This window comes from Duganella sp. S19_KUP01_CR8, from assembly GCF_036688705.1.
Classification (GTDB): Bacteria; Pseudomonadota; Gammaproteobacteria; order Burkholderiales; family Burkholderiaceae_D; genus Rugamonas.
The window spans coordinates 49355-69909 of the sequence record NZ_JAQQPR010000002.1 but is presented as its reverse complement, the minus strand read 5'-3'; the positions used below and the strand labels follow the sequence as shown (position 1 = coordinate 69909).

Here is a 20555-nt window from a genome sequence, read left to right as displayed (position 1 = left end):
TGCAACTTGCTTAGAAAAGCAGCTTAGATAGCTGCTTTTTTTATGGGCCCGGCATGACAACAACTACAGAGACCGAACCGGCGCAACGCATCGTCAAGATCCGTCGCGACTACAACACCTGGGTGGCCAACGAAACCATCGAGGACTACGCGCTGCGCTACACGCCGCGCGCGTTCCGCAAATGGTCGGTGTTCCGCGTTTCGAACACGGCCTTCGGCGCGATCTCGTTCCTGGTGCTGGAGGCGATCGGCGGCACCATCACCGTCAACTACGGCTTCATCAACGCGCTGTGGGCCATCATGGCGGTCGGCCTGATCATCTTCACGACCGGCCTGCCGATCAGCTACTACGCCGCCAAGTACGGCGTCGACATGGACCTGCTGACGCGCGGCGCCGGCTTCGGCTACATCGGCTCGACGATCTCCTCCTTCGTCTACGCCTCGTTCACCTTCATCCTGTTCGCGCTGGAAGCGGCCATCATGGCCTACGCGCTGGAGCTGTACTTCCGCCTGCCGCTCTATCTCGGCTACATGGTCAGCGCGCTGGTCGTGATCCCGCTGGTGACGCACGGCGTCACCTTGATCAGCCGCATCCAGATGCTGACGCAGCCGGTGTGGCTGGTGCTGATGGCCCTGCCCTTCATCGCCATCCTGCAAAAGCAACCGGAGCTGCTGCCGCAGCTGCTGCACTACGCCGGCCGCTCCGGCGAGAACGGCCATTTCAACGTGCTGATGTTCGGCGCCGCCACGGCGGTCGGCGTGGCGCTGATCACGCAGATCGGCGAGCAGGTCGACTTCCTGCGCTTCATGCCGCAGAAGACCGCCGCCAACCGCTACCGCTGGCACCTGGGCGTGTTGATCGCGGGGCCGGGCTGGATCCTGCTCGGCATCGCCAAGATGCTGGGCGGCGCGCTGCTGGCCTTCCTGGCGATCAGCAGCGCGGTGCCGCTGGAGCAGGCGGTCAACCCGACGCAGATGTACCTGGCCGGCTTCGGCCAGGTGTTTGCGAATCCGTCGCTGGCGCTGCTGGCGACGGCGCTGCTGGTGGTGATCTCGCAGGTCAAGATCAACATGACCAATGCCTATGCCGGCTCGCTGGCCTGGTCCAACTTCTTCGCGCGGCTCACGCACAGCCATCCGGGGCGCGTGGTGTGGGCCGTGTTCAACGCGCTGATCGCCGTGCTGCTGATGGAGCTGGACGTGTTCCAGGCGCTGGACCAGGTGCTCGGCCTGTACTCCAACATCGCCATTTCGTGGATCACGGCGGTGGTGGCGGACCTGGTGGTCAACAAGCCGCAGGGCCTGAGCCCGAAAGGGATCGAGTTCCGCCGTGCCTATTTGTACGACATCAATCCGGTCGGCGTCGGCGCCATGCTGCTGGCGTCGGCGCTGTCGGTGGCGGCGTTCATGGGATTGTTCGGCCACCAGGCGCAGGCCTTCTCCGCCTTCATCGCGCTGCTGACGGCGTTCGTGGCGTCGCCGCTGATCGCCATCGCCACCAGGGGCAAGTACTACATCGCCCGCAAGCCGGCGCAGGTGCACAGCAAGACCTGCGTGATCTGCGAAAAGGAATACGAGTCCGAGGACATGGCGCACTGCCCGGCCTATCAGGGCTCGATCTGCTCGCTGTGCTGCTGCCTGGACGCGCGCTGCAACGACGTCTGCAAGCCGCACGCCAAAGTGTCGTCGCAATGGCAGGCGGCGATGCAGGCGCTGCTGCCCAAATCGCTGTGGCGCTACCTGAGCAGCGGGCTGGGACACTACCTGCTGCTGATGATCGTCACGGTGCTGTTCCTCGGCGCGCTACTGGGACTGATCTACTACCACGAGCAATCGGTGCTGGCGGCCGGCGACGCCGCGCTGCTGCCGCAGCTGCAACTGGTGTTCTTCAAGATCTTCGCGGCGCTGCTGCTCACCAGCGGCATCGTCGCCTGGTGGCTGGTGCTGACCAGCGAAAGCCGCCGCGTGGCGCAGGAAGAATCGAACCGCCAGACCGGCCTGCTGACGCGCGAGATCGAGCTGCACGGCCAGACCGACGCCCAGCTGCAGCAAGCCAAGAAGACCGCCGACCTGGCCAACCAGGCCAAGAGCCGCTACATCGCCGGCATCAGCCACGAGATCAGGACGCCGCTGAATTCCATCCTCGGCTACGCGCAGCTGCTGGACAACGATCCGTCGATACCGGAGCACCGCCAGCAAGCCATCCGCGTGATCCGCAGCAGCGGCGAGCACCTGCTGTCGCTGATCGAAGGCACGCTGGACATCGCCCGCATCGAAGGCGGCAAATTCAACTTCGACATGAAGGAGCTGAACTTCCCCGACTTCATCGGCCAGATCGTACGCATGTTCGAACTGCAGGCGGCCAACAAGGGACTGGCCTTCCGCTACGAGCTGACCGGCGCGCTACCGCGCATCGTGCGCGCCGACCGCAAGCGGCTGGGGCAAATCCTCATCAACATCCTCGGCAACGCGGTCAAGTTCACCAGCACCGGCGGCATCGTGCTGCGCCTGCAGTACGCGCGCGAGATGGCCTCGTTCGAGATCGAGGACAGCGGCCCCGGCATCCTGCAGGAAGAGATCGACCATATCTTCGAACCATTCTCGCGCGGCAGCGCCAGCGCGCACGCCAACGCCAGCGGCACGGGCCTGGGCCTGCCGATCTCCAAGATGCTGACGCAGCTGATGGGCGGCGAACTGAATATCCGCAGCACGCCGCAGCAAGGCAGCGTATTCCACATCCGCCTGTTCCTGCCCAGCGTGCACGCCTCCGCGCGGGAGTTGAAGGAACTGGAGCAACCGGCGGCGCAGCGCACCGGCTATCGCGGCACGCGGCGCCGCATCCTGGTGGTCGACAACGAGCGGGTCGACCGCGAGATGCTGCTCAACATCCTGACGCCGCTGGGCTTCGACGTGGCATTGGCCGAATCCGGCCTTGAGTGCCTGGACCTGTACGCCTCTTTCAAGCCGGACCTGATCCTGATGGACCTGGCCATGCCGGCCATGGACGGCTGGGAGGCCAGCTACATCCTGCGCCGCCGCCAGCTGTCGCAGGTGCCGATCGCCATCGTCTCCGCCAACGCCTTCGACAAGGGCATGGAAAACGCCGCCGGCATCACGGCGGCGGACTTCATCGTCAAGCCGGTCAACGTGGCCGAGCTGCTGGACTGGATAGGCCGGCGCCTGGCGCTGGAATGGATCACGCAGCCGGCCATCAGCATCGAGGTGGCGGCGGCCGCGCCGGAACTGGCGCAGCTGGTGCTGCCGCCCGCCGCGCAGCTGGCGGCGCTGAATGAGCTGATCCGTATCGGCTACGTGCGCGGCATCCAGAACAAGCTCGATGAAATCAGCGCGCTCGATGCGCGCTACCTGCACTTCACGCAAACCATGCGCAATTTCGCCGCCCGCTTCCAGCTGGACGCGATGGCCGACTTCCTCCGAAAGAACCAGAACGATGAACTTCAACATTGACCCCGCGCGCGGTGACGTTGTCCTGGTGGTCGACGACGTGCCGGAGAACCTGGCCGTGCTGCACGACGCATTGGACGAATCGGGCTACACCGTGCTGGTGGCGAACAACGGCGCCACGGCCTTGCAGCGCGCCGCCGAGGCGCAGCCGGACATCATCCTGCTGGACGCCGTCATGCCCGGCATGGACGGTTTCGAAACCTGCCGCCACCTGAAGGCCAGCCTGGCCACGCGCCACATCCCGGTGGTGTTCATGACCGGGCTGACGGAAGCGGAGCACGTGGTGGCGGCCTTCGCCGCCGGCGGCAACGACTACGTCACCAAGCCGCTGCGCACCAGCGAGGTGCTGGCGCGGATCACCTCCCACATGCAAACGGCGCGGCTGGTGGACCAGGCCCGCAGCGCGCTGGACGCCTTCGGCAACGCAGTCATCGCGATGACGCCGCGCGACGGCAAGATCGTCTGGCAAACGCCGCTGGCGCGCACGCTGATGCAGGGTTATGCGGTCGATACGGAATTGACGGCGTGGCTGGCGGCGACGCAGCTGGCGCACAGCCAGGGCCAGTCGCATCCGCCGCTGACGCTGCAGCGGGCCAGCCGCCGCCTGATCTTCTCGGCGGCGGAGTTCAGTGAAAACGAACAGTGGATGATCGTGCTGCGCGAGGAATCGGACAGCGCACAGATCGAGAAGCTGATGGCGTCCTTCAAACTGACGCAGCGCGAATCGGAGGTGCTGAACTGGGTCATCAAGGGCAAGACCAACCGCGACATCGGCGACATCCTCGGCACCAGTCCGCGCACGGTGAACAAGCACCTGGAACACGTGTTCGTCAAACTGGGTGTGGAAACCCGCACCTCCGCCGCGGCGGTCGCGATGGGCAAACTGCGAATCAGAACGACGGAAGCCGCAAGCCCAGTTGAATCGCCAGCAGGCGCACCACCACGATAGAAACCAAGCCGACGCCGAAGGCCCAGCGCGGCGGCATGCCGGCCTTCTTCAGCAGGATGTACAGCAGGATGCCGGCGATGGCGGCGGTGGCGTAGATATCCTGGCGCAGTATCAATGGCACCTTGGCGGCGAGGATGTCGCGCACCAGGCCTCCGCCGACGCCGGTCAATGTGCCCATCAGGATGACGATCAGCGCGCGGCAGCCCTGCGCCTCCGCCACCTTGGCGCCGGACATGGCGAACAGCGCCAACCCCAGCGCGTCGGCGATCAGCAAGGCGTCGGTCGGCACCGGCAGCACCTGCACCCAGACGATGGTGAAGACGGCCGAAGCGACGATCACCAGCAGCGGCTTGGGGTCTTCGATCCAGAACACCGGATGGCGGTTCAGCAGCAGGTCGCGCACCGTGCCGCCGCCGATGGCGGTCATCGCGGCCAGCACCATGATCCCCAGCAGATCCAGATGGGAAGCCATCGCCGCCAGCGTGCCGCTGGCGGCAAATACGGCCACGCCGATCAGATCGAGGACATAAAAAAGCAAACGCAACTCCACGGCAAACCTGACAAATAAAAAAGGACCGTTACTGTATCAGCAATCGGCGGAGCGTCCAAATTATGGGGAAATGCTCAGCGCTTCTTTTCCATGCTGAGCGCCAGCAGCTGCTTGCCCTCGGCGGTCGCGAGCCTGACCTCATCCGGCGACAGCCCTTGCGACATCTTCCGCATAAATTCATCCGGCAGCGGATTCGGCGTAGTCTTTGAAGCCCCGCCAAGTACCATTTCATAGTGGTCGTGCACGACGGTCGCATAGCGCAGCGCCGCTACCGGATGCTGCTTCAGCAGCTCACTGTCCTCGTTGTACTCACCCAGCAGCGTAATGATGCTGGGGATGTCGCCCTGCTGCGCCTTCACCTCAAGATAGCCCAGCGCCTCCGCCTTCCACGCCCGTACCAGCGGATCGTCGGGCCGCGACTCCAACGCCGACGGATCGCCAAACGGGCCGGTTTGCAGGAAGGTCAGGTCAGCGCCATCGATGCCCGCCTTGGCCGCAAGCGTCAGGTGCTCCAGGCGCGCAGTCTTCATCCGCTCGGTCATCTCGGCGCACAGCAGTTTTTCCGCAAACTTCTCGGCCTGGTTCGCCGGCCGCATGAAGTCTCCGTCCGCAACCGCCAGATCGCCGGTACGTTGAAAGTCGATGCAGTTTTGCACCAGCCAGTACGCATCGTAGGCATCGGACGGCCTGGCGGTGGCGACCAGTTGGTCCACCTGCTGCGCCAGCGTGTAGCGCGGGTCGGGCTTGGGCAGCAGGGCTGGATGCCTGGCCCGGCTGGTTTCCGCGAAGGCGGCGCGGGTGGCCGCCTGCTGCCTGGCCGCTTCGGGTTCGCCGCTTGGACGGCTCGACGACCAGTACAAACCCACCAACACGAGCGGCAGCAGCACAATGACATAAAGCGAATATTGCGGTCTCATGATGGCTACAGAGTGGCAAAAAAGACAATGTGGCATAGAACTCAACGCACAAACTGCACGCTTTGTCACACCGAACGCCCAACGTCAACTTAAACAGCCAGGTGGCGCTTGACGTCCGGGTCGTTCATTGCCGCCTGCGCACCGGCGGCCACCACCTCGCCGCGCGACAGCACCATGAACTGGTCGGCCAGTTCGTGGGCAAAGTCGAAGTACTGCTCGCACAGCAGGATCGCCATGTCGCCGCGTTGGCGCAGCAGCCGGATCACGTTGCCGATGTCCTTGATGATGGACGGCTGGATACCCTCGGTCGGTTCATCGAGGATGATCAGCTTGGGCTCGGCCAGCAGCGCGCGCGCAATCGCCAACTGCTGCTGCTGGCCGCCGGACAGGTCGCCGCCGCGCCGGTGCAGCATGTCCTTCAGCACCGGGAACAGCTCGTACACCTCGCCCTTGATAGTGGACGCCTTCCTGCCGCTGTGCGTGGCGAGGCCCATCAGCAGGTTCTCCTCCACCGTCAGCCGCGCAAAAATCTCCCGGCCCTGCGGCACGTAGGCGATGCCGGCCCGCGCGCGCTGGTGCGGTGCCATGCGCGTGATGTCGCGCCCTTCCAGCCGCACCGCGCCGGCCGATACCGGCAGCACGCCCATCAGGCATTTGAGCAGCGTGGTCTTGCCCACGCCGTTGCGGCCCAACAGCGCCATGCACTTGCCCCGTTCCAGTTCCAGCGAAACGCCGCGCAGCGTGTGCGAGGAACCGTAGTACTGGTTGATTTTTTCCACTTGCAGCATATTCGTCAGCGCCCCAGATAAACTTCAATCACCCGCTCGTCGGACTGCACCTGCGACATCGTGCCCTGCGCCAGCACCGAACCTTCGTGCAGCACCGTCACCACGCCCTGCTGCGCGATCTCCGTCACGAACGCCATGTCGTGCTCCACCACCATGATCGAGTGCTTGCCGCGCAATTCGTTGAGCAGCTCCGCCGTGCGCGCCGTCTCGGCGTCGGACATGCCGGCCACCGGTTCGTCCAGCAGGATCAGCTGCGGCTCCTGCATCAGCAGCATGCCGATCTCCAGCCACTGCTTCTGCCCGTGCGACAGCAGGCCCGCCAGCCGCTGCTCGCTGCCGTTCAGCCGTATCAGCTTGAGGATCTCGTCGATCTTGCCGCGCTGTTCGGACGACAGCCGCGCGAACAAGGTGGGCCGCACGCGCTTGTCGGTCTTCATCGCCAGTTCGAGATTTTCAAATACGGTGTGCTGCTCGAAGATGGTCGGCCGCTGGAACTTGCGGCCTATGCCGGCGTGGGCGATCTGGTATTCCGTCATGCGGCTCAGGTCCATCGTCTGGCCGAAGAAGGCGGTGCCGGAAGTCGGCCGCGTCTTGCCGGTGATGACGTCCATCATCGTGGTCTTACCCGCGCCGTTAGGACCGATGATGCACCGCAGCTCGCCGACCGAAATATCCAGGCTCAGTTTATTCAGCGCGCGGAAGCCGTCGAACGACACCGTGATCTCTTCCAGGTACAGGATGGCGCCGTGCGTGGTGTCCAGCCCCTCGCCGGCAACGCGGCCGTAGGATGGGCCCTGGGCGCCGATCGGGTCGGGTCCGGTCTCGGTGGTCAAACGCTCCTCCAGATGTTCGTTGACGCTCATGCCTGCTCCTTGCGCCAGCGCGCCGCCAGTCCTGCTATGCCCTGCGGCAGATAGCGCGTCACCAGGATGAAGATCAGTCCCAGCGCGAACAGCCACAGATTCGGGAAGGCGCCGGTGAACCAGCTTTTCAGGCCATTGACCGAGAACGCGCCGATGATAGGCCCCATCAGCGTGCCGCGACCACCCACCGCCGCCCAGATCACCATCTCGATCGAGTTCGCCGGCGACATCTCGGACGGGTTGATGATGCCGACCTGCGGCACGTACAACGCGCCCGCAATCCCGCACAACACCGCCGACAAGGTCCACACGAACAGCTTGAACCACAGCGGGTTATAACCGATGAACATCAGCCGCGACTCCGAATCGCGCACCGCTTGCAGCACGCGTCCCAGCTTGGACTTGACGATCCAGCGGCACAGCAGCAGCGAGCCGGCCAGCATCGTCAGCGTGACCAGGTACAACGTGGCCTTGGTGGCGGGCGCGCTGATCGAGTAACCCAATATCCGCTTGAAGTCCGTGAAGCCGTTGTTACCGCCAAAGCCGGTGTTATTACGGAAGAACAGCAGCATGAAGGCGTAGGTCATGGCCTGCGTGATGATCGAGAAGTACACACCCTTGATGCGCGAACGGAAGGCGAAGAAGCCGAACACGAACGCCAGCACGCCCGGCACCAGCACCACCAGCGCCACGCAGTACCAGAAGCTGTCGGTGGCGGACCAGAACCACGGATAGGTTTTCCAGTCGAGGAAGACCATGAAGTCCGGCAGGTCGCTCTGGTACACGCCCTCCCGGCCGATGGCGCGCATCAGGTACATGCCGTGCGCATAGGCGCCCAGCGCGAAGAACACGCCGTGGCCCAGCGACAGGATGCCGGCATAGCCCCACACCATGTCGAGCGCCAGCGCGGCCAGCGCATAGCACATGAATTTGCCGACCAGGCTGACCATGTAGCTCGGCACATGCAGCGGATGGCCGTCCGCAAAGGCCAGGTTCAGCAAAGGCAGCGCGGCCAGCACCACGCAGCAGGCGGCGATGCCGCTCCACGCCTGCCGCGAAAAGAGAGAAGGTTGATTCATTCTGCGCTCCTGCCTTTCATGGCGAACAGGCCCTGCGGCCGCTTCTGGATAAACATGATGATGAAGACCAGGATGGCGATCTTGGCCAGCACCGCGCCCGCCACCGGCTCAAGGAATTTATTCGCTTCGCCCAGTCCCAGCGCGGCGATGATGGTGCCCGCCAGTTGGCCGACGCCGCCCAGCACCACCACCATGAAGGAATCGACGATGTAGCTCTGGCCCAGGTCCGGCCCGACGTTACCCAGCTGCGACAAGGCCACGCCGCCCAGCCCCGCGATGCCGGAGCCGAGGCCGAAGGTCATCATGTCGATCTTCGCGGTCGACACGCCGACGCAGCCGGCCATGCGGCGGTTCTGCATCACGGCGCGGACGAACAGGCCAAGCCGCGTCTTGTTCAGTATCAGCCAGACGCCGGCCACCACGAACAGCGCGAAGACGATGATGACGATGCGGTTATAGGCCAGCACCAGCGATCCCAGCACCGTCACGCCACCGGACATCCACGACGGATTCGCCACCTCGACGTTCTGCGCGCCGAAGATGGTGCGCACCGCCTGCATCAGTATCAGGCTGATGCCCCAGGTGGCCAGCAGCGTTTCCAGCGGCCGGCCGTAGAGCCAGCGGATCACCGTGCGTTCCAGCGCGATGCCGACGGCGGCCGTCACCAGGAAGGCGGCCGGCAGCGCGGCGATCAGGTAGCAGTCCACCGCCGAGGGGAAGTAGTTGCGGAAGCCGAGCTGGCACAGGTAGGTGGTGTAGGCGCCTATCATCAGCAGCTCGCCGTGGGCCATGTTGATGATGCCCATCAGGCCGAAGGTGATGGCCAGGCCCAGCGCCGTCAGCAGCAGCACGCTGGCCAGCGAGATGCCGTAGAAGACGTTGCCGATAAATTCGGTGCGGGCCAGGCGGCTGTCCAGCGCCTGCAAAGTGTGGGCGGCGGCTACGCGCACCGCTTGCTCGGGTTCTTTATCACTCAACATCGCCAGCAGCAGCGGGCGCAGGTTGGCGTTGCTGCTGTCGACCAGCGCTTCGACGGCGGCCTTGCGCTTGGCGGCGTCCGGCGATTGCAGGTTGGCGGTGGCGGCGACCAGTTGCAGCATGGGGCGGATCTCGGCGTCTTGTTCGTTTGCCAGGGCCTTTTCGATCAGCGGGGCTTGCGCGAGGGTGACGCTTTTTTGCAGCTCGGTGGCGGCGGCCAGCCGCTGCGCGCGGTCTGGGGCGAACAATTTGAGGGCGGATAGCGCGTCGTCGACGGCGCCGCGCAGGCGGTTGTTGACCATGACGCCGTCCAGGCCTTCGGGCAGCGGGCCGGTTGCGCCGGTGGCCGGGTTGTAGGCTTTGTCGTCGGTGACGATGTAGATGCTGCCATCCGGCGTGGCGTACAGGGCGTCGCTCTTGAGCGCCGTCAGCAGGCGGGTGGCGTCGTCGTTGGCCAGCGCGCCGATCTTGACGATGGCGTCGACGCGGGCGTCGGGGTCGCCGCCGGCCAAGGGCGCCAGCAAGGCGCTGTCGATGGCGGCATGCGCCGCGCAGGACAGCAGCAGGCAAGCCAGGAGCAGGAGTTTTTTCAAGGTGGATTCCTCAGGTGATACCGGTTACCCCGCACAGCGGCTAACAGGGGTCTGACCCAGTCGGGTCAGACCCCGCCTTATCGGGTTACAGCTTCTGCTTACCCTCGTTACCCGGAATGTACGGGCTCCACGGATTGGCGCGCACCGGACCTGGCGTCTTCCACACCACGCTGAACTGGCCATCCGGACGAATTTCGCCAATGAACACCGGCTTATGCAAATGGTGATTGGTCGGATCCATCGTCAACGTAAAGCCCGACGGCGCCTTGAAGCTCTGCCCCGCCATCGCCGCGATCACCTTGTCGGTATCGGTCGACTTGGCCTTCTCCACCGCCTGCGCCCACATATGGATGCCGACGTAGGTCGCTTCCATCGGATCGTTGGTCACGACCGTGTTCGCGTTCGGCAGCTTCTTGGCGGTGGCATAAGCCTTCCACTTCTTGATGAACTCCGTATTCACCGGATTCTTCACCGATTCGAAGTAGTTCCACGCCGCCAGGTGGCCCAGCAACGGCTTGGTATCCACGCCGCGCAGTTCCTCCTCGCCCACCGAGAACGCCACCACCGGCACATCGGTCGCCTTCAAGCCCGCGTTGCCCAGCTCTTTGTAGAACGGCACGTTGGAATCGCCGTTGATGGTGGAGATCACCGCCGTCTTGCCGCCGGCCGAGAACTTCTTGATGTTGGCGACGATGGTCTGGTAGTCCGAGTGGCCGAACGGGGTGTACACCTCGTCGATGTCGCTATCCTTCACGCCCTTGCTCTTCAGGTAGGCGCGCAGGATCTTGTTGGTGGTGCGCGGATAAACGTAGTCGGTCCCCAGCAGCACGAAGCGCTTGGCGCCGCCGCCCTCCTTGCTCATCAGGTATTCCACCGCAGGTATCGCCTGCTGATTCGGCGCGGCGCCGGTGTAGAACACATTCTTCTCCAGCTCCTCGCCCTCGTACTGGACCGGGTAGAACAGCAGGCTATTCAACTCCTTGAACACCGGCAGCACCGACTTGCGCGACACCGACGTCCAGCAGCCGAACACCACGGACACCTTGTCCTGCGCGATCAGCCCGCGCGCCTTCTCGGCGAACAGCGGCCAGTTGGAGGCCGGATCGACCACCACCGCCTCCAGCTTCTTGCCCAACACGCCGCCCTTGGCGTTGATTTCGTCGATGGTCATCAACGCCACGTCTTTCAGCGACGTTTCAGAAATCGCCATCGTGCCCGACAGCGAATGCAGAATGCCGACCTTGATGGTGTCGGCGGCGTAGGCTTGTGCACCGGCGGCCAGCATGGCGGTGGCGGCGGCGATGCGGCTCAGGGAGGCGATGAAATTGCGACGATTTTGCATGAGATAGCTCCGTGTAGTGGAATTAGAATTGCAGCTGCAAGGTGACCGAGAACTTGTCCGTATCGGCCGCCTTGGTCATCTTGGTCTTCGAGTACACGGCGCTGACCTGCGCGTTGTAACCGTCGATGATGTAGTTCACGCCCGCGTCATACTGTTTGGTGTCGATGTCGGTGTCGGCGGCGAACTTCTGCCAGCGCACGAAGGGCTGGAACTTGCCCCAGCCGGCCTTCTGTTCGAAGATCCAGGAAGCGCCGGCCGAATAAGCCTTGCCCTGCTCGGACTTGATGATGTCGTCGGTGTTGTAGTCGTACCAGGCCGCCTCCAGCGCGAAGGCGCCGGAGCCCTTGACCCGCTTCTCCATCAGGAAGTCGACGTTGTAGGAACTGTACTTGCCGCTCTTGGCGACGGTGAGGATGCCGTCCTTCTGGTAGCGCCCCGCCACGCCGATGGAAAGGATGTCGGCGCCGCCGAGGTAATTGCCAGTGCCGTAGTAGCCCGGTTCCGCGTCCCAGAAATCGTACTGCAAGCGGCCGGCGTACATCAGCGAGTCGTCGGCCTTGACGCCTGCCGCCTTGGCCTGCGATTGCGTCATCGAACCTATGCCGAATGTATGGCCTTCGAACACGCCGAACGAGTAACCGAGCTTGCCCTCGGCGACATCGCCCCAGACCACCACGCCGTCGTCGCGGCCGCGGAAGATGCCGCCGTTGTAGCCGTAGCGCGAAGCCACGCCGGCCCAGTAGCCGCCGCCCAGCGAGTAGTATGGCCCCGCCATGTTGGCGCGGTCGCTCGGCGACAGCAGGCGGCCGGCCCAGATGTTCAACTCGGGCGAAATGGCGAACTGGCCGGCGGCGTCCAGGATGCGGATCTTGTCGCCGTCCCACTCGGTGTTCAGCATGCCCTTGATGTTTTTGTTGAGCGAGGCGCCCAGGAACAAGCGCGCCGAATCCAGGTTGAAGTCGCTGGAACGATCGCTGCCATTCGGCGCCCCGTCCTTGGCGCTGGTGTAGCTCTCGCGCATGCCGAAGCCGACGCTGACCGACTTGTCTTCGCCAAAGTTGACCGTGGCGCCGGCCTGCGCATTGCCTACTACTGCCGCTGCTGCGGCCAGCAGCATTCCCCGTTTCAAACCCATCATATTCCCCTTTTCGGTTTTGGATGCTGCAAGATTAGCCAGCAGACAAGCCGTGAGGAATACGTCGAATGACGTAGTGGTATCGGCGGGACAGGACAGCAGGAAGCGCCCCCAGTCCGATTTGGTGGCACAATACCGGCTTACATTTTTCGGAAGACCATCATGACCATTTTTGCCGCCCCCGTTTTCGAAGCAACCGTGATCTACGAAGGCAATGAACTGTTCAAAGGCCAGGGCGCAGCGCGCGGCTGGGCCGAAAAACTGGCGAAGGAGCTGGAATGCGAAATCGGCGTCGAAAAGATCGGCACCGGCTGGGCGCTGACCGGCACCGTCGACGGCGAAGCCTGCAAATGGAGCATCGTCGGCCAGCGCCTCAAACGCATGGACTAAAGCGTGCGCTAGCGCACAACATCGCACGGTCCGGACGGGTACGATTTCCGATAATCCGCCCACCCGAGGATAGCGATGAAACGCGATACGCCCGCAGCAACCGGCGAAGCCGCCTCGTTCCATGACACCGACGCCGCCGCCCGATCGGCCGGCCTGCGCTACGTACACGACTACCAACCCGGCATCGCCCGCCGCAAGCGCGGCAAGCACTTTCACTACGTCGACGCCGACGGCCACGCCGTCAAGGACGCCGACACGCTGGGCCGCATCAAAGCACTGGTGATCCCTCCCGCATGGACCGACGTCTGGATTTGCAGCCACCCGCGCGGCCACCTGCAAGCCACTGGGCGCGATGCGCGCGGCCGCAAGCAGTACCGCTATCACTCGCTTTGGCGCAGCCACCGTGACGAATCCAAGTATGATCGTATCCTCGGCTTCGGCAAGGCGCTGCCGGCGATACGCCGCGCAGTCGGCGCCGCGCTCCAGCTGCCTGGCCTGCCGCGCGAAAAAGTCCTGGCCACCATCGTCTACCTGCTGGAAGCGACCATGATGCGGATCGGGAACGAGGAGTACGCGCGCGAGAACAAATCCTTCGGCCTGACCACGCTGCGCGACCGCCACGTGCGGCTCGACGGCCGCAAGGTCGAATTCCACTTTCGCGGCAAGAGCGGCGTGCAACACACCGTCGAGGTGGAAGACCGGCGATTGGCCAACATCATCCGCCGCACGCGCGACCTGCCCGGCCAGGAGCTGTTCCAGTACATCGACGACGACGGCAATCCGCACGCGATTGGTTCGGCCGATGTGAACGATTACCTGCAAGCCATCGCTGGCGAGGACTACACCGCCAAGGATTTCCGTACCTGGTCCGGCACCGTGCTGGCGGCGGTGGCGCTGCGCGAATACGAAAAGTTCGACTCGCAAGCGCAGGCAAAAAAGAACGTGGTGCGGGCCATCGAATCGGTCGCGAAAAAACTGGGCAATACTCCCACCGTGTGCCGCAAGTGCTATGTGCATCCCAACCTGATCGAATCCTACCTGGACGGCAGCATGCTGAAGGCGCTGCGCCACCGCGCCCGCGAACAGCTGCAACGGGACGTGCATGCGCTGCAGCCCGAGGAAGCGGCGGTGCTGGCGTTGTTGCAGCACCGCCTGCAAAACTCAGCGGCCGGCGGCGACCGGCGGTGAGGCCTCGGCGCGTAGAATAATCACGGCGGTGGCAATGTCCTCGTGGCGATTGCGCGCCGGCGAGTTGACCGTCATGTAGATTTTCACCGCCGCCAGCGTGGCGTGGTCGCCGAAAAACGCTCCCTCGGCGTCGTAGCGTTCCGGGAAGTTCTCCCTGTTCAGTGGGCACGACAACGATTCATTCTTCCCGCGGTTCGGCCGTTTCTCGCATTTGACGTAGCTGTCGCCGTTGACGGCGGCGGCGATCAGATGATCTGTGGCCTGGTCCAGCATCACCGGAAAACTGAAGCGACGCGCAACCCCGTCCACCTTCATCTCGAAACTGAGCACGCCCTTGTAGGCTGGCAGGTTGTCGAGTTTCAGCTTGGCGTCCGATATTTTACCGGGCGGGATAAAGCCGTCGCCGCCAAGGCCGCCGCGGAAGGTCGCGTCGGTGCCGTCGATCTGGCGGTACTCCATGCTGCGATGTATGAACAGCAGATTGTCGTAGGCCGATTGCGGAATCGGTTTGTTGGCCGCCATGGCCTGGGCTTGGGCCACGATCGCCAGCATGCGCGCCTGTCGCTCAGCCGGTCCCGGCATGGGTCCGCGGCTGGCTTCCACCGTCAGCCGTACCTTCGACTCCTGGCCGACAAACAAATGCATATTGTCGCGTCGGCCCCACCACAACTCGCCAACCGGGCCGCTGCTGCCGGACTGCTCCCATGCTGCGGGGTCGTAGGTATCTTTTGGCGTCGGATCTTCGCGGCCCAGGTCCGGATTGCGAAGGCCGGCCAGCTTGCCGTCCTTGCTGAACGCCGCCATTTTGTACGAGCCACCGTAGTTGATGGCGCCGACGCCGGCATTGGATGCGTATTGCGAACAGGCGTACTGGCTGGCGCCTGGGGGCAGCCACGGCTTGGCCGCCGACGGGCAGCGCTCCAGCGTTTCCGGGCCTGCTGCGGCGGGCAACGCCACCCACAGCGCGGCGAACAGCGGCAGCATCGAGTACATATTTTTCATGAGGCGTCAGTGTGAATTTAAAAAAATATTATATATACAATAATAATTTGATGCCGCACGGTGTGGGGGTTCGGAGTAAAATTTAGCTTCGTCAATGCCGCCAAGCCGCTCCATCATGCCTCAAGCACTGCCCTTCCAAATTCGAAAAGAATGCCCGCCCGGCGCCTGCGAGTGCGGGCGCGACGAGCTGCTGGAACAATGGGATGGTGCGCCCGACGCCACGGATATCCGCATCCTGCGCCTCACGCGTGAGCAGGAAAAGGCGCTGATTGAACGTATCGAGAACATCGCCAGCTTCGAGGAGCTGGGCCGCATCGAGCAGCGCATGCTGGAGCAGCTGGGCATCCGCCTGACCATCACGCCCAGCCTGAACGGCGTGCGCACCGTCATGGGCCTCCAGATACGCCTGGTGGAGCAGCCGGGCCTGTGCCGCAAGACGCGCGAGAACGTGCCGGCCGCCGTACGCCGCTGCTTCAACAAAAACCCCGATATCGTCTACGCGCTGCTGAATGCGCGCGACCTGCTGGGCGCCGAATAGCGCCCGCCATGCTTAGCCGGGATGCGCCAGCGCCGCGCCGGGCATGCTGCCGCCGGCCGAGCCGTCCGGGTAGATGTCGTGGAATTTGCTGTAGTCCAGTATCCGCACATTGCCATCCTGCTTGTCCGACATGATGTCGGCAAAGTGATGGTTGAAGAAGATGTGCTCCGCCGCGTAGGTCTGGCGCGCGTGGACGAAATCGTTGAGCGTGTCGTCGGTGCCGGAAACGGCCACCGACAGCGTAGCGCCCTCCTTCTGCAGGTCTTCCTGCGTCTTGCCCCAGAACGGACTGGATTCGTCGATCTTGTGCAGGATGGTCCATGTCAGTGCGAACACGCCCGAGTGCTCGCGCTCCAGCTGCAGATCGTAGAAGCGCGTGAAGATCTGCCCTTCCAGCGTCATCTCGCGGCGGATCAGCGTGGCGCGCACCGAGGCTTCCAGTATCAGGTTGCCGCGTTCGTTACCAGTCCTCAGCATCAGCGTCGGCACGCCGTTGAATGGCGTGATCACGGCGACGTCGGAGAACATGATGCGCGAGGTGGGACGCGAGAAGCGCGCGAACAGCAGCCCCGTCACCGTCGCCACCTCCACCATGCCGAGCAGGATCTCGGTCGAGGCGACCACGTGGCCGTAGGTCGAACCGGGATTCATGTAGCCATAGCCGACGGTGGCCAGCGTTTCGATCGAGAAGAAGAAGGTATCGAGAAAGGAGCCCGGCCGCGCATTGGAGACCGAGCCTGGCACCAGGAAGAACGCCAGCGCGAACCCCACGTTGGTGGCCATGTACAAGCCGCCGACCAGCAGGAAGAAGCGTGGCCAGCTCAGGGTCAGCATCCAGTGATAGATATCGCCCCAGTACCAACGCCCCAGGCCTACCCGCTTGATCTGCGACGTCCCCATCCGGAACACGCCGCGCTCATTGCCGACCCGCGGACGGATGACCTTTTGCGCAGGCTTGCGCACCGGACCTTCACTCATCGCCTGGCCGCCTCAATCGTCGTCGTTGGGATCGAGGTCGGGGAACATCACCTCGGTAAAGCCGAACCGGGAAAAGTCGGTGATGCGCATCGGGTACAACACGCCGAGCAGGTGGTCCACTTCATGCTGCACCACGCGCGCGTGGAAACCGTCGACATCGCGCAGGATGGGCTGCCGGAACTGGTCCACGCCCTCGTAGCGCAGGCTGGTGAAGCGCGGCACGCTGCCGCGCAGGCCAGGCACCGACAGGCAGCCTTCGAAGCCCTCTTCCATCTCGTCCGACAGCGGCGTGAGGACGGGATTGATCAATACCGTTTCCGGCACTTGCGGCGCATCGGGATAGCGCACATTCTGTTTGAAGCCGAAGATCACCAGTTGCAGGTTGACGCCGATCTGCGGCGCAGCCAGGCCCGCGCCGTTGGCGGCGTGCATGGTGTCGAACATGTCGGCGATCAGCTCGCGCATGGCCGGCGTGTCGAACTCGGTCACCGGTTCGGCCACGCGCAGCAGGCGTGGATCGCCCATCTTCAGGATTTCGCGCACCGTCATTTGCTGCCTCCATTGATTTCGCACTGCATATCGCGCAGGAACTGGCAGTACTCGGCGGCGGTTTCCGGATGCTTGAGGCCCATCGCCGTCATCGCCTTCAGGTAGCCCAGCTTGGAGCCGCAGTCGTAGCGCTGGCCGTCGTAGCGGTAGGCCAGCACGCGTTCATCCTTCATCAGCGCGGCGATGCCGTCGGTCAGCTGGATCTCGCCGCCGGTGCCGGTGCCGAGGTTTTCCAGGTACTGGAAGATCCGGCCCGACAGCACGTAACGGCCCACCACCGCCAGCGTGGACGGCGCCACGTCCGGCGACGGTTTCTCGACGATGCCGTGCACCAGTTCCAGCTTCGGCTGGTAGGCCGAGGCGCTGACGATGCCGTATTGGCGCGTGGCTTCGCGCGCCACTTCCTGCACCGCGAGGATGCTGCAGCGCTCATAGGCATGCAGCTCGGTCATCTGCGCCAGCACCGGCTTGATGCCGTCGGCGGTGTCCATGAAGTCGTCCGCCAGCAGCACGGCGAACGGTTCGTCGCCGATCACCGGACGGGCGCACAGCACCGCGTGGCCCAGGCCCAGTGGTTCGGACTGGCGGATGTAGATGCAGTTGACGTGCTTGGGAATGACGTTCTGCACCAGTTCCAGCAAGCCCTTCTTGTCGGCCGCTTCCAGTTCCGCTTCCAGTTCGTAGGCCTTGTCGAAATGGTCTTCGATGGCGCGCTTGTTACGGCCGGTGATGAACACCATTTCCGTGATGCCGGCGGCGACCGCCTCTTCCACGGCGTACTGGATCAGCGGCTTGTCGACGATGGGCAGCATTTCCTTCGGCTGCGCCTTGGTCGCGGGAAGGAAACGGCTGCCAAGGCCGGCCACCGGGAATACTGCTTTTCTGATTTTGGACATGATCTTTTATCTTGTTTTAGCTGGCTTCCAGCAGCGCCAGCAGGCCCGCCTCGTCCAGTATTGTCACTTCAAGTTCCTGGGCCTTGGCCAGCTTGCTGCCGGCGTCGGCCCCTGCTACCAGATAATGCGTCTTCTTCGACACCGAACCGGATACCTTGCCGCCCTGCGCTTCGATCATGGCGGCCGCCTGGTCGCGGCTCAGGTTGGGCAGCGTGCCCGTCAACACAAAGGTCTTGCCGGTCAGCGGGCCTTCGGCGGCCTGCTCCGGCAGTTGCGCCAGCAGGTCGTCGCGCAGTTGGTGCAATGCCAGCAGCTGCTCGCGATGCCCCGGCTCCGCCATCCACGCTTCCAGTGCTTCGGCCACGCCAGCCGGCAGGCCGAACACGGTGAACACCGGCAGGTGCGCCAGCACTTCCAGCGTCACCTCCTGTTCGACCAGTTGTTTGCTGCGCGGTTCCGTCAATTTGGGGATGCCCAGTGCGGCCATCAGCTTGACGGTGTCGAGTTTTTCGCGCAGCTTGGCGCTCGGCGGGTGCTCGCCGGTCGGCGCGACGCCGGCGGCCAGCAAGGCGTCGATGGCTTCCTGGTTCTTCGGCTCGGCGAAGAAGTCGGCGATCGAATCGGCGACGATGCCGCCGATATCGGGCAGCACGCGCAGCAGCGCGGCCGGCACACGGCGCACCAGGTCGAAACGGCCCAGCCATTCGGCCAGCGTCTTGGCGGTCGATTCGCCGACGTGGCGGATGCCGAGCGCGAACAGCATGCGCTCCAGCGGCGGGTTCTTGCTGGCGGCGATGGCCTCCAGCAGATTGTCCGCCCACTTGGTGGCGATCTTGCCCTGGGCGACAGTCTCCGGCGTCGTGCCTTCGCGTTCGTCGGCCAGGCGCTTCATTTCCAGCAGGTCTTCCAGCTTCAGCGCATACAGGTCGGCCACGCGCTGCACCTGGCCGTGTTCGACCAGGTTGTCGATGTAGCGGTCGCCCAGGCCTTCGATGTCCATCATGCGGCGGCCGGCGAAGTGGCGGATCGCCTCCTTGCGCTGGGCCGAGCAGAACAAACCGCCGGAGCAGCGGGCGATCGCCTCGCCTTCTTCACGCACCACGTGCGAACCGCAGACCGGGCAGGTCTTCGGCAGCACATAGGCTTCCGGTTCCGGCGACAGGCGGCGTTCCAGCACCACGGACAGCACTTCGGGGATGACGTCGCCGGCGCGGCGCACGATCACCGTGTCGCCGATGCGCACGTCCTTGCGCCGCACTTCATCTTCGTTGTGTAGCGTGGCGTTGGTGACGTTGACGCCGCCGACGAACACGGACGCCAGCCGCGCCACCGGCGTGATGGCGCCGGTGCGGCCGACCTGCACTTCAATCGCCAGCACGGTGGTCAGCGCTTCTTCAGCGGGGAACTTGTGCGCCAGCGCGAAACGCGGCGCGCGCGAGACGAAGCCCAGCGTGCGCTGGTCTTGCAGCAGGTTGGCTTTGTAGACCACGCCGTCGATTTCGTATGGCATCGTCGGACGTGCTTCGCCGATCTGTTTGTAGTAGGCCATCAGGCCGTCGTAGCCTCGCACCACGTCCGCCTCTTTCGCCACGGGCAGGCCCATGCTGCGATACCAGTCCAGCAACGCGGAATGCGACAGCGGCATCTCTGCGCCTTCCAGCGCGCCGACGCCGTAGGCGAAGAAGCTCAGTTTGCGCGATGCGGTGATGCGCGAATCGAGTTGGCGCAGGCTGCCCGCCGCAGCATTGCGCGGATTGACGAATTCCTTCAGGCCAGCTTCGCGCTGACGCGCATTCATCGCTTCGAAATCGCTCTTGAACATCAGTACTTCGCCGCGCACATCGAGGATGGCCGGCGGCGTCGGGGTGTTCAGGCGCAGCGGGATCGAGCGGATGGTGCGGATATTGGTGGTGACATCCTCGCCGGTGTAGCCGTCGCCGCGCGTGGCGGCTTGCACCAGCAGGCCGTCGACATAGCGCAGGTTGATGGCCAGGCCGTCGTATTTGACTTCGGCCGCGTATTCGACGGCGGCCGCCGCATCGAGGCCCTCACGCACCCGGCGGTCGAAGTTCTCGATATCCTCGTCGGTGAAGCCGTTATTCAGCGACAGCATCGGCACCGTATGGGTGACCTGGTCGAACTGCGGCAGCGGCGCCGCGCCCACGCGCTTGGTGGGCGAATCGGGCAGCGCGAATTGCGGATTTGCTTCTTCCAGCTTTTGCAGTTCGACGAACAGCTTGTCGTACTCCGCGTCCGGGATGGTGGGCGCGTCTTCCACGTGATAGGCGTGCAGGTGCTTGTTGAGCTCAGCGCTCAACGACTCGATACGCGCCTTGTAATCCACTTCGGTCATGCT

18 protein-coding genes are annotated in these 20555 nt (G+C 64.1%); 5 read left to right on the top strand and 13 right to left on the bottom strand.

The annotated features are described in order from the left end of the window. Positions 1-53: 53 nt before the first annotated feature. Together V6M89_RS02190 and V6M89_RS02185 are read left to right on the top strand one after the other, a co-directional pair. Entirely contained in the window at positions 54-3467 is a 3414-nt protein-coding gene (locus tag V6M89_RS02190) for a hybrid sensor histidine kinase/response regulator (protein ID WP_332851618.1), read from the top strand. Beyond that, complete coding sequence (locus V6M89_RS02185) at positions 3451-4413, top strand: response regulator transcription factor (RefSeq protein ID WP_332851617.1); 963 nt, start codon at positions 3451-3453, stop codon at positions 4411-4413. Before V6M89_RS02190 ends, V6M89_RS02185 begins: the two co-directional genes overlap by 17 nt. Here the strand turns inward: V6M89_RS02185 and V6M89_RS02180 are convergent. The 8 genes from V6M89_RS02180 to V6M89_RS02145 all read right to left on the bottom strand — a co-directional run bounded on the left by V6M89_RS02180 (position 4355) and on the right by V6M89_RS02145 (position 12661). Continuing rightward, positions 4355-4951, bottom strand: a complete 597-nt coding sequence (locus tag V6M89_RS02180) for a trimeric intracellular cation channel family protein (RefSeq protein WP_332851616.1) — start codon at positions 4949-4951, stop codon at positions 4355-4357. The two genes, V6M89_RS02185 and V6M89_RS02180, sit on opposite strands and share 59 nt — an antisense overlap. Before the next feature lie 86 nt (positions 4952-5037). Next, a complete protein-coding gene (locus tag V6M89_RS02175) occupies positions 5038-5880 on the bottom strand; it encodes a hypothetical protein (RefSeq protein WP_332851615.1) in 843 nt (280 codons plus the stop codon). Between the two features lie 89 nt (positions 5881-5969). Beyond that, positions 5970-6668: an urea ABC transporter ATP-binding subunit UrtE gene (gene urtE / locus V6M89_RS02170; protein WP_332851614.1), complete on the bottom strand. Its 699-nt coding sequence runs from the start codon at positions 6666-6668 to the stop codon at positions 5970-5972. A gap of 5 nt (positions 6669-6673) precedes the next feature. After that, complete coding sequence (gene urtD / locus V6M89_RS02165) at positions 6674-7531, bottom strand: urea ABC transporter ATP-binding protein UrtD (protein ID WP_332851613.1); 858 nt, start codon at positions 7529-7531, stop codon at positions 6674-6676. Beyond that, positions 7528-8610, bottom strand: coding sequence for an urea ABC transporter permease subunit UrtC (gene urtC / locus V6M89_RS02160; protein WP_332851612.1), 1083 nt, complete (start codon positions 8608-8610; stop codon positions 7528-7530). Before urtC ends, urtD begins: the two co-directional genes overlap by 4 nt. Next, a complete protein-coding gene (urtB, locus tag V6M89_RS02155; protein ID WP_332851611.1) occupies positions 8607-10181 on the bottom strand; it encodes an urea ABC transporter permease subunit UrtB in 1575 nt (524 codons plus the stop codon). The genes urtC and urtB overlap by 4 nt, the downstream gene beginning before the upstream one ends. Before the next feature lie 85 nt (positions 10182-10266). Next, positions 10267-11466, bottom strand: coding sequence for an urea ABC transporter substrate-binding protein (gene urtA / locus V6M89_RS02150; protein ID WP_332851891.1), 1200 nt, complete (start codon positions 11464-11466; stop codon positions 10267-10269). A gap of 79 nt (positions 11467-11545) precedes the next feature. Next, positions 11546-12661, bottom strand: a complete 1116-nt coding sequence (locus V6M89_RS02145; protein ID WP_332851610.1) for a porin — start codon at positions 12659-12661, stop codon at positions 11546-11548. Between the two features lie 159 nt (positions 12662-12820). Between V6M89_RS02145 and V6M89_RS02140 the strand changes: the two genes are divergently transcribed. After that, the gene (locus tag V6M89_RS02140; protein WP_332851609.1) at positions 12821-13048 is read left to right on the top strand and encodes a hypothetical protein; all 228 of its coding nucleotides are present in this window, start codon (positions 12821-12823) and stop codon (positions 13046-13048) included. Between the two features lie 75 nt (positions 13049-13123). Next, the gene (locus V6M89_RS02135) at positions 13124-14236 is read left to right on the top strand and encodes a DNA topoisomerase IB (RefSeq protein ID WP_332851608.1); all 1113 of its coding nucleotides are present in this window, start codon (positions 13124-13126) and stop codon (positions 14234-14236) included. On the opposite strand, the gene V6M89_RS02130 is transcribed toward V6M89_RS02135, so the two are convergent. Continuing rightward, a complete protein-coding gene (locus V6M89_RS02130) occupies positions 14210-15238 on the bottom strand; it encodes a hypothetical protein (protein ID WP_332851607.1) in 1029 nt (342 codons plus the stop codon). The two genes, V6M89_RS02135 and V6M89_RS02130, sit on opposite strands and share 27 nt — an antisense overlap. A 115-nt stretch (positions 15239-15353) precedes the next feature. Between V6M89_RS02130 and V6M89_RS02125 the strand changes: the two genes are divergently transcribed. Next, positions 15354-15776: a hypothetical protein gene (locus V6M89_RS02125; RefSeq protein ID WP_332851606.1), complete on the top strand. Its 423-nt coding sequence runs from the start codon at positions 15354-15356 to the stop codon at positions 15774-15776. 12 nt (positions 15777-15788) lie between these two features. On the opposite strand, the gene V6M89_RS02120 is transcribed toward V6M89_RS02125, so the two are convergent. The 4 genes from V6M89_RS02120 to ligA are packed head-to-tail and all read right to left on the bottom strand — an operon-like array spanning position 15789 to position 20552. Then, positions 15789-16754 carry an ion channel gene (locus V6M89_RS02120; protein ID WP_332851605.1) on the bottom strand — a complete coding sequence of 322 codons (966 nt, stop codon included), beginning with the start codon at positions 16752-16754 and terminating at the stop codon, positions 15789-15791. A gap of 12 nt (positions 16755-16766) precedes the next feature. Beyond that, on the bottom strand, positions 16767-17303 hold the full coding sequence (gene def, locus V6M89_RS02115; protein WP_332851604.1) for a peptide deformylase: 537 nt from the start codon (positions 17301-17303) through the stop codon (positions 16767-16769). Next, positions 17300-18199, bottom strand: coding sequence for a UTP--glucose-1-phosphate uridylyltransferase GalU (galU, locus tag V6M89_RS02110; protein ID WP_332851603.1), 900 nt, complete (start codon positions 18197-18199; stop codon positions 17300-17302). Before galU ends, def begins: the two co-directional genes overlap by 4 nt. Before the next feature lie 16 nt (positions 18200-18215). After that, positions 18216-20552, bottom strand: coding sequence for an NAD-dependent DNA ligase LigA (ligA, locus tag V6M89_RS02105; protein WP_332851602.1), 2337 nt, complete (start codon positions 20550-20552; stop codon positions 18216-18218). Positions 20553-20555 lie beyond the last annotated feature (3 nt).

Excerpts from the sequence above, each read along its gene's own strand:
- V6M89_RS02190 (WP_332851618.1), top strand. The coding sequence starts at position 54 with ATGACAACAACTACAGAGACCGAACCGGCGCAACGCATCGTCAAGATC.
- V6M89_RS02185 (WP_332851617.1), top strand. The coding sequence starts at position 3,451 with ATGAACTTCAACATTGACCCCGCGCGCGGTGACGTTGTCCTGGTGGTC.
- V6M89_RS02175 (WP_332851615.1), bottom strand. The coding sequence starts at position 5,880 with ATGAGACCGCAATATTCGCTTTATGTCATTGTGCTGCTGCCGCTCGTG.
- urtE (WP_332851614.1), bottom strand. The coding sequence starts at position 6,668 with ATGCTGCAAGTGGAAAAAATCAACCAGTACTACGGTTCCTCGCACACG.
- urtD (WP_332851613.1), bottom strand. The coding sequence starts at position 7,531 with ATGAGCGTCAACGAACATCTGGAGGAGCGTTTGACCACCGAGACCGGA.
- urtC (WP_332851612.1), bottom strand. The coding sequence starts at position 8,610 with ATGAATCAACCTTCTCTCTTTTCGCGGCAGGCGTGGAGCGGCATCGCC.
- urtA (WP_332851891.1), bottom strand. The coding sequence starts at position 11,466 with ATGCTGGCCGCCGGTGCACAAGCCTACGCCGCCGACACCATCAAGGTC.
- V6M89_RS02145 (WP_332851610.1), bottom strand. The coding sequence starts at position 12,661 with ATGATGGGTTTGAAACGGGGAATGCTGCTGGCCGCAGCAGCGGCAGTA.
- V6M89_RS02140 (WP_332851609.1), top strand. The coding sequence starts at position 12,821 with ATGACCATTTTTGCCGCCCCCGTTTTCGAAGCAACCGTGATCTACGAA.
- V6M89_RS02135 (WP_332851608.1), top strand. The coding sequence starts at position 13,124 with ATGAAACGCGATACGCCCGCAGCAACCGGCGAAGCCGCCTCGTTCCAT.
- V6M89_RS02130 (WP_332851607.1), bottom strand. The coding sequence starts at position 15,238 with ATGAAAAATATGTACTCGATGCTGCCGCTGTTCGCCGCGCTGTGGGTG.
- V6M89_RS02125 (WP_332851606.1), top strand. The coding sequence starts at position 15,354 with ATGCCTCAAGCACTGCCCTTCCAAATTCGAAAAGAATGCCCGCCCGGC.
- V6M89_RS02120 (WP_332851605.1), bottom strand. The coding sequence starts at position 16,754 with ATGAGTGAAGGTCCGGTGCGCAAGCCTGCGCAAAAGGTCATCCGTCCG.
- def (WP_332851604.1), bottom strand. The coding sequence starts at position 17,303 with ATGACGGTGCGCGAAATCCTGAAGATGGGCGATCCACGCCTGCTGCGC.
- galU (WP_332851603.1), bottom strand. The coding sequence starts at position 18,199 with ATGTCCAAAATCAGAAAAGCAGTATTCCCGGTGGCCGGCCTTGGCAGC.
- ligA (WP_332851602.1), bottom strand. The coding sequence starts at position 20,552 with ATGACCGAAGTGGATTACAAGGCGCGTATCGAGTCGTTGAGCGCTGAG.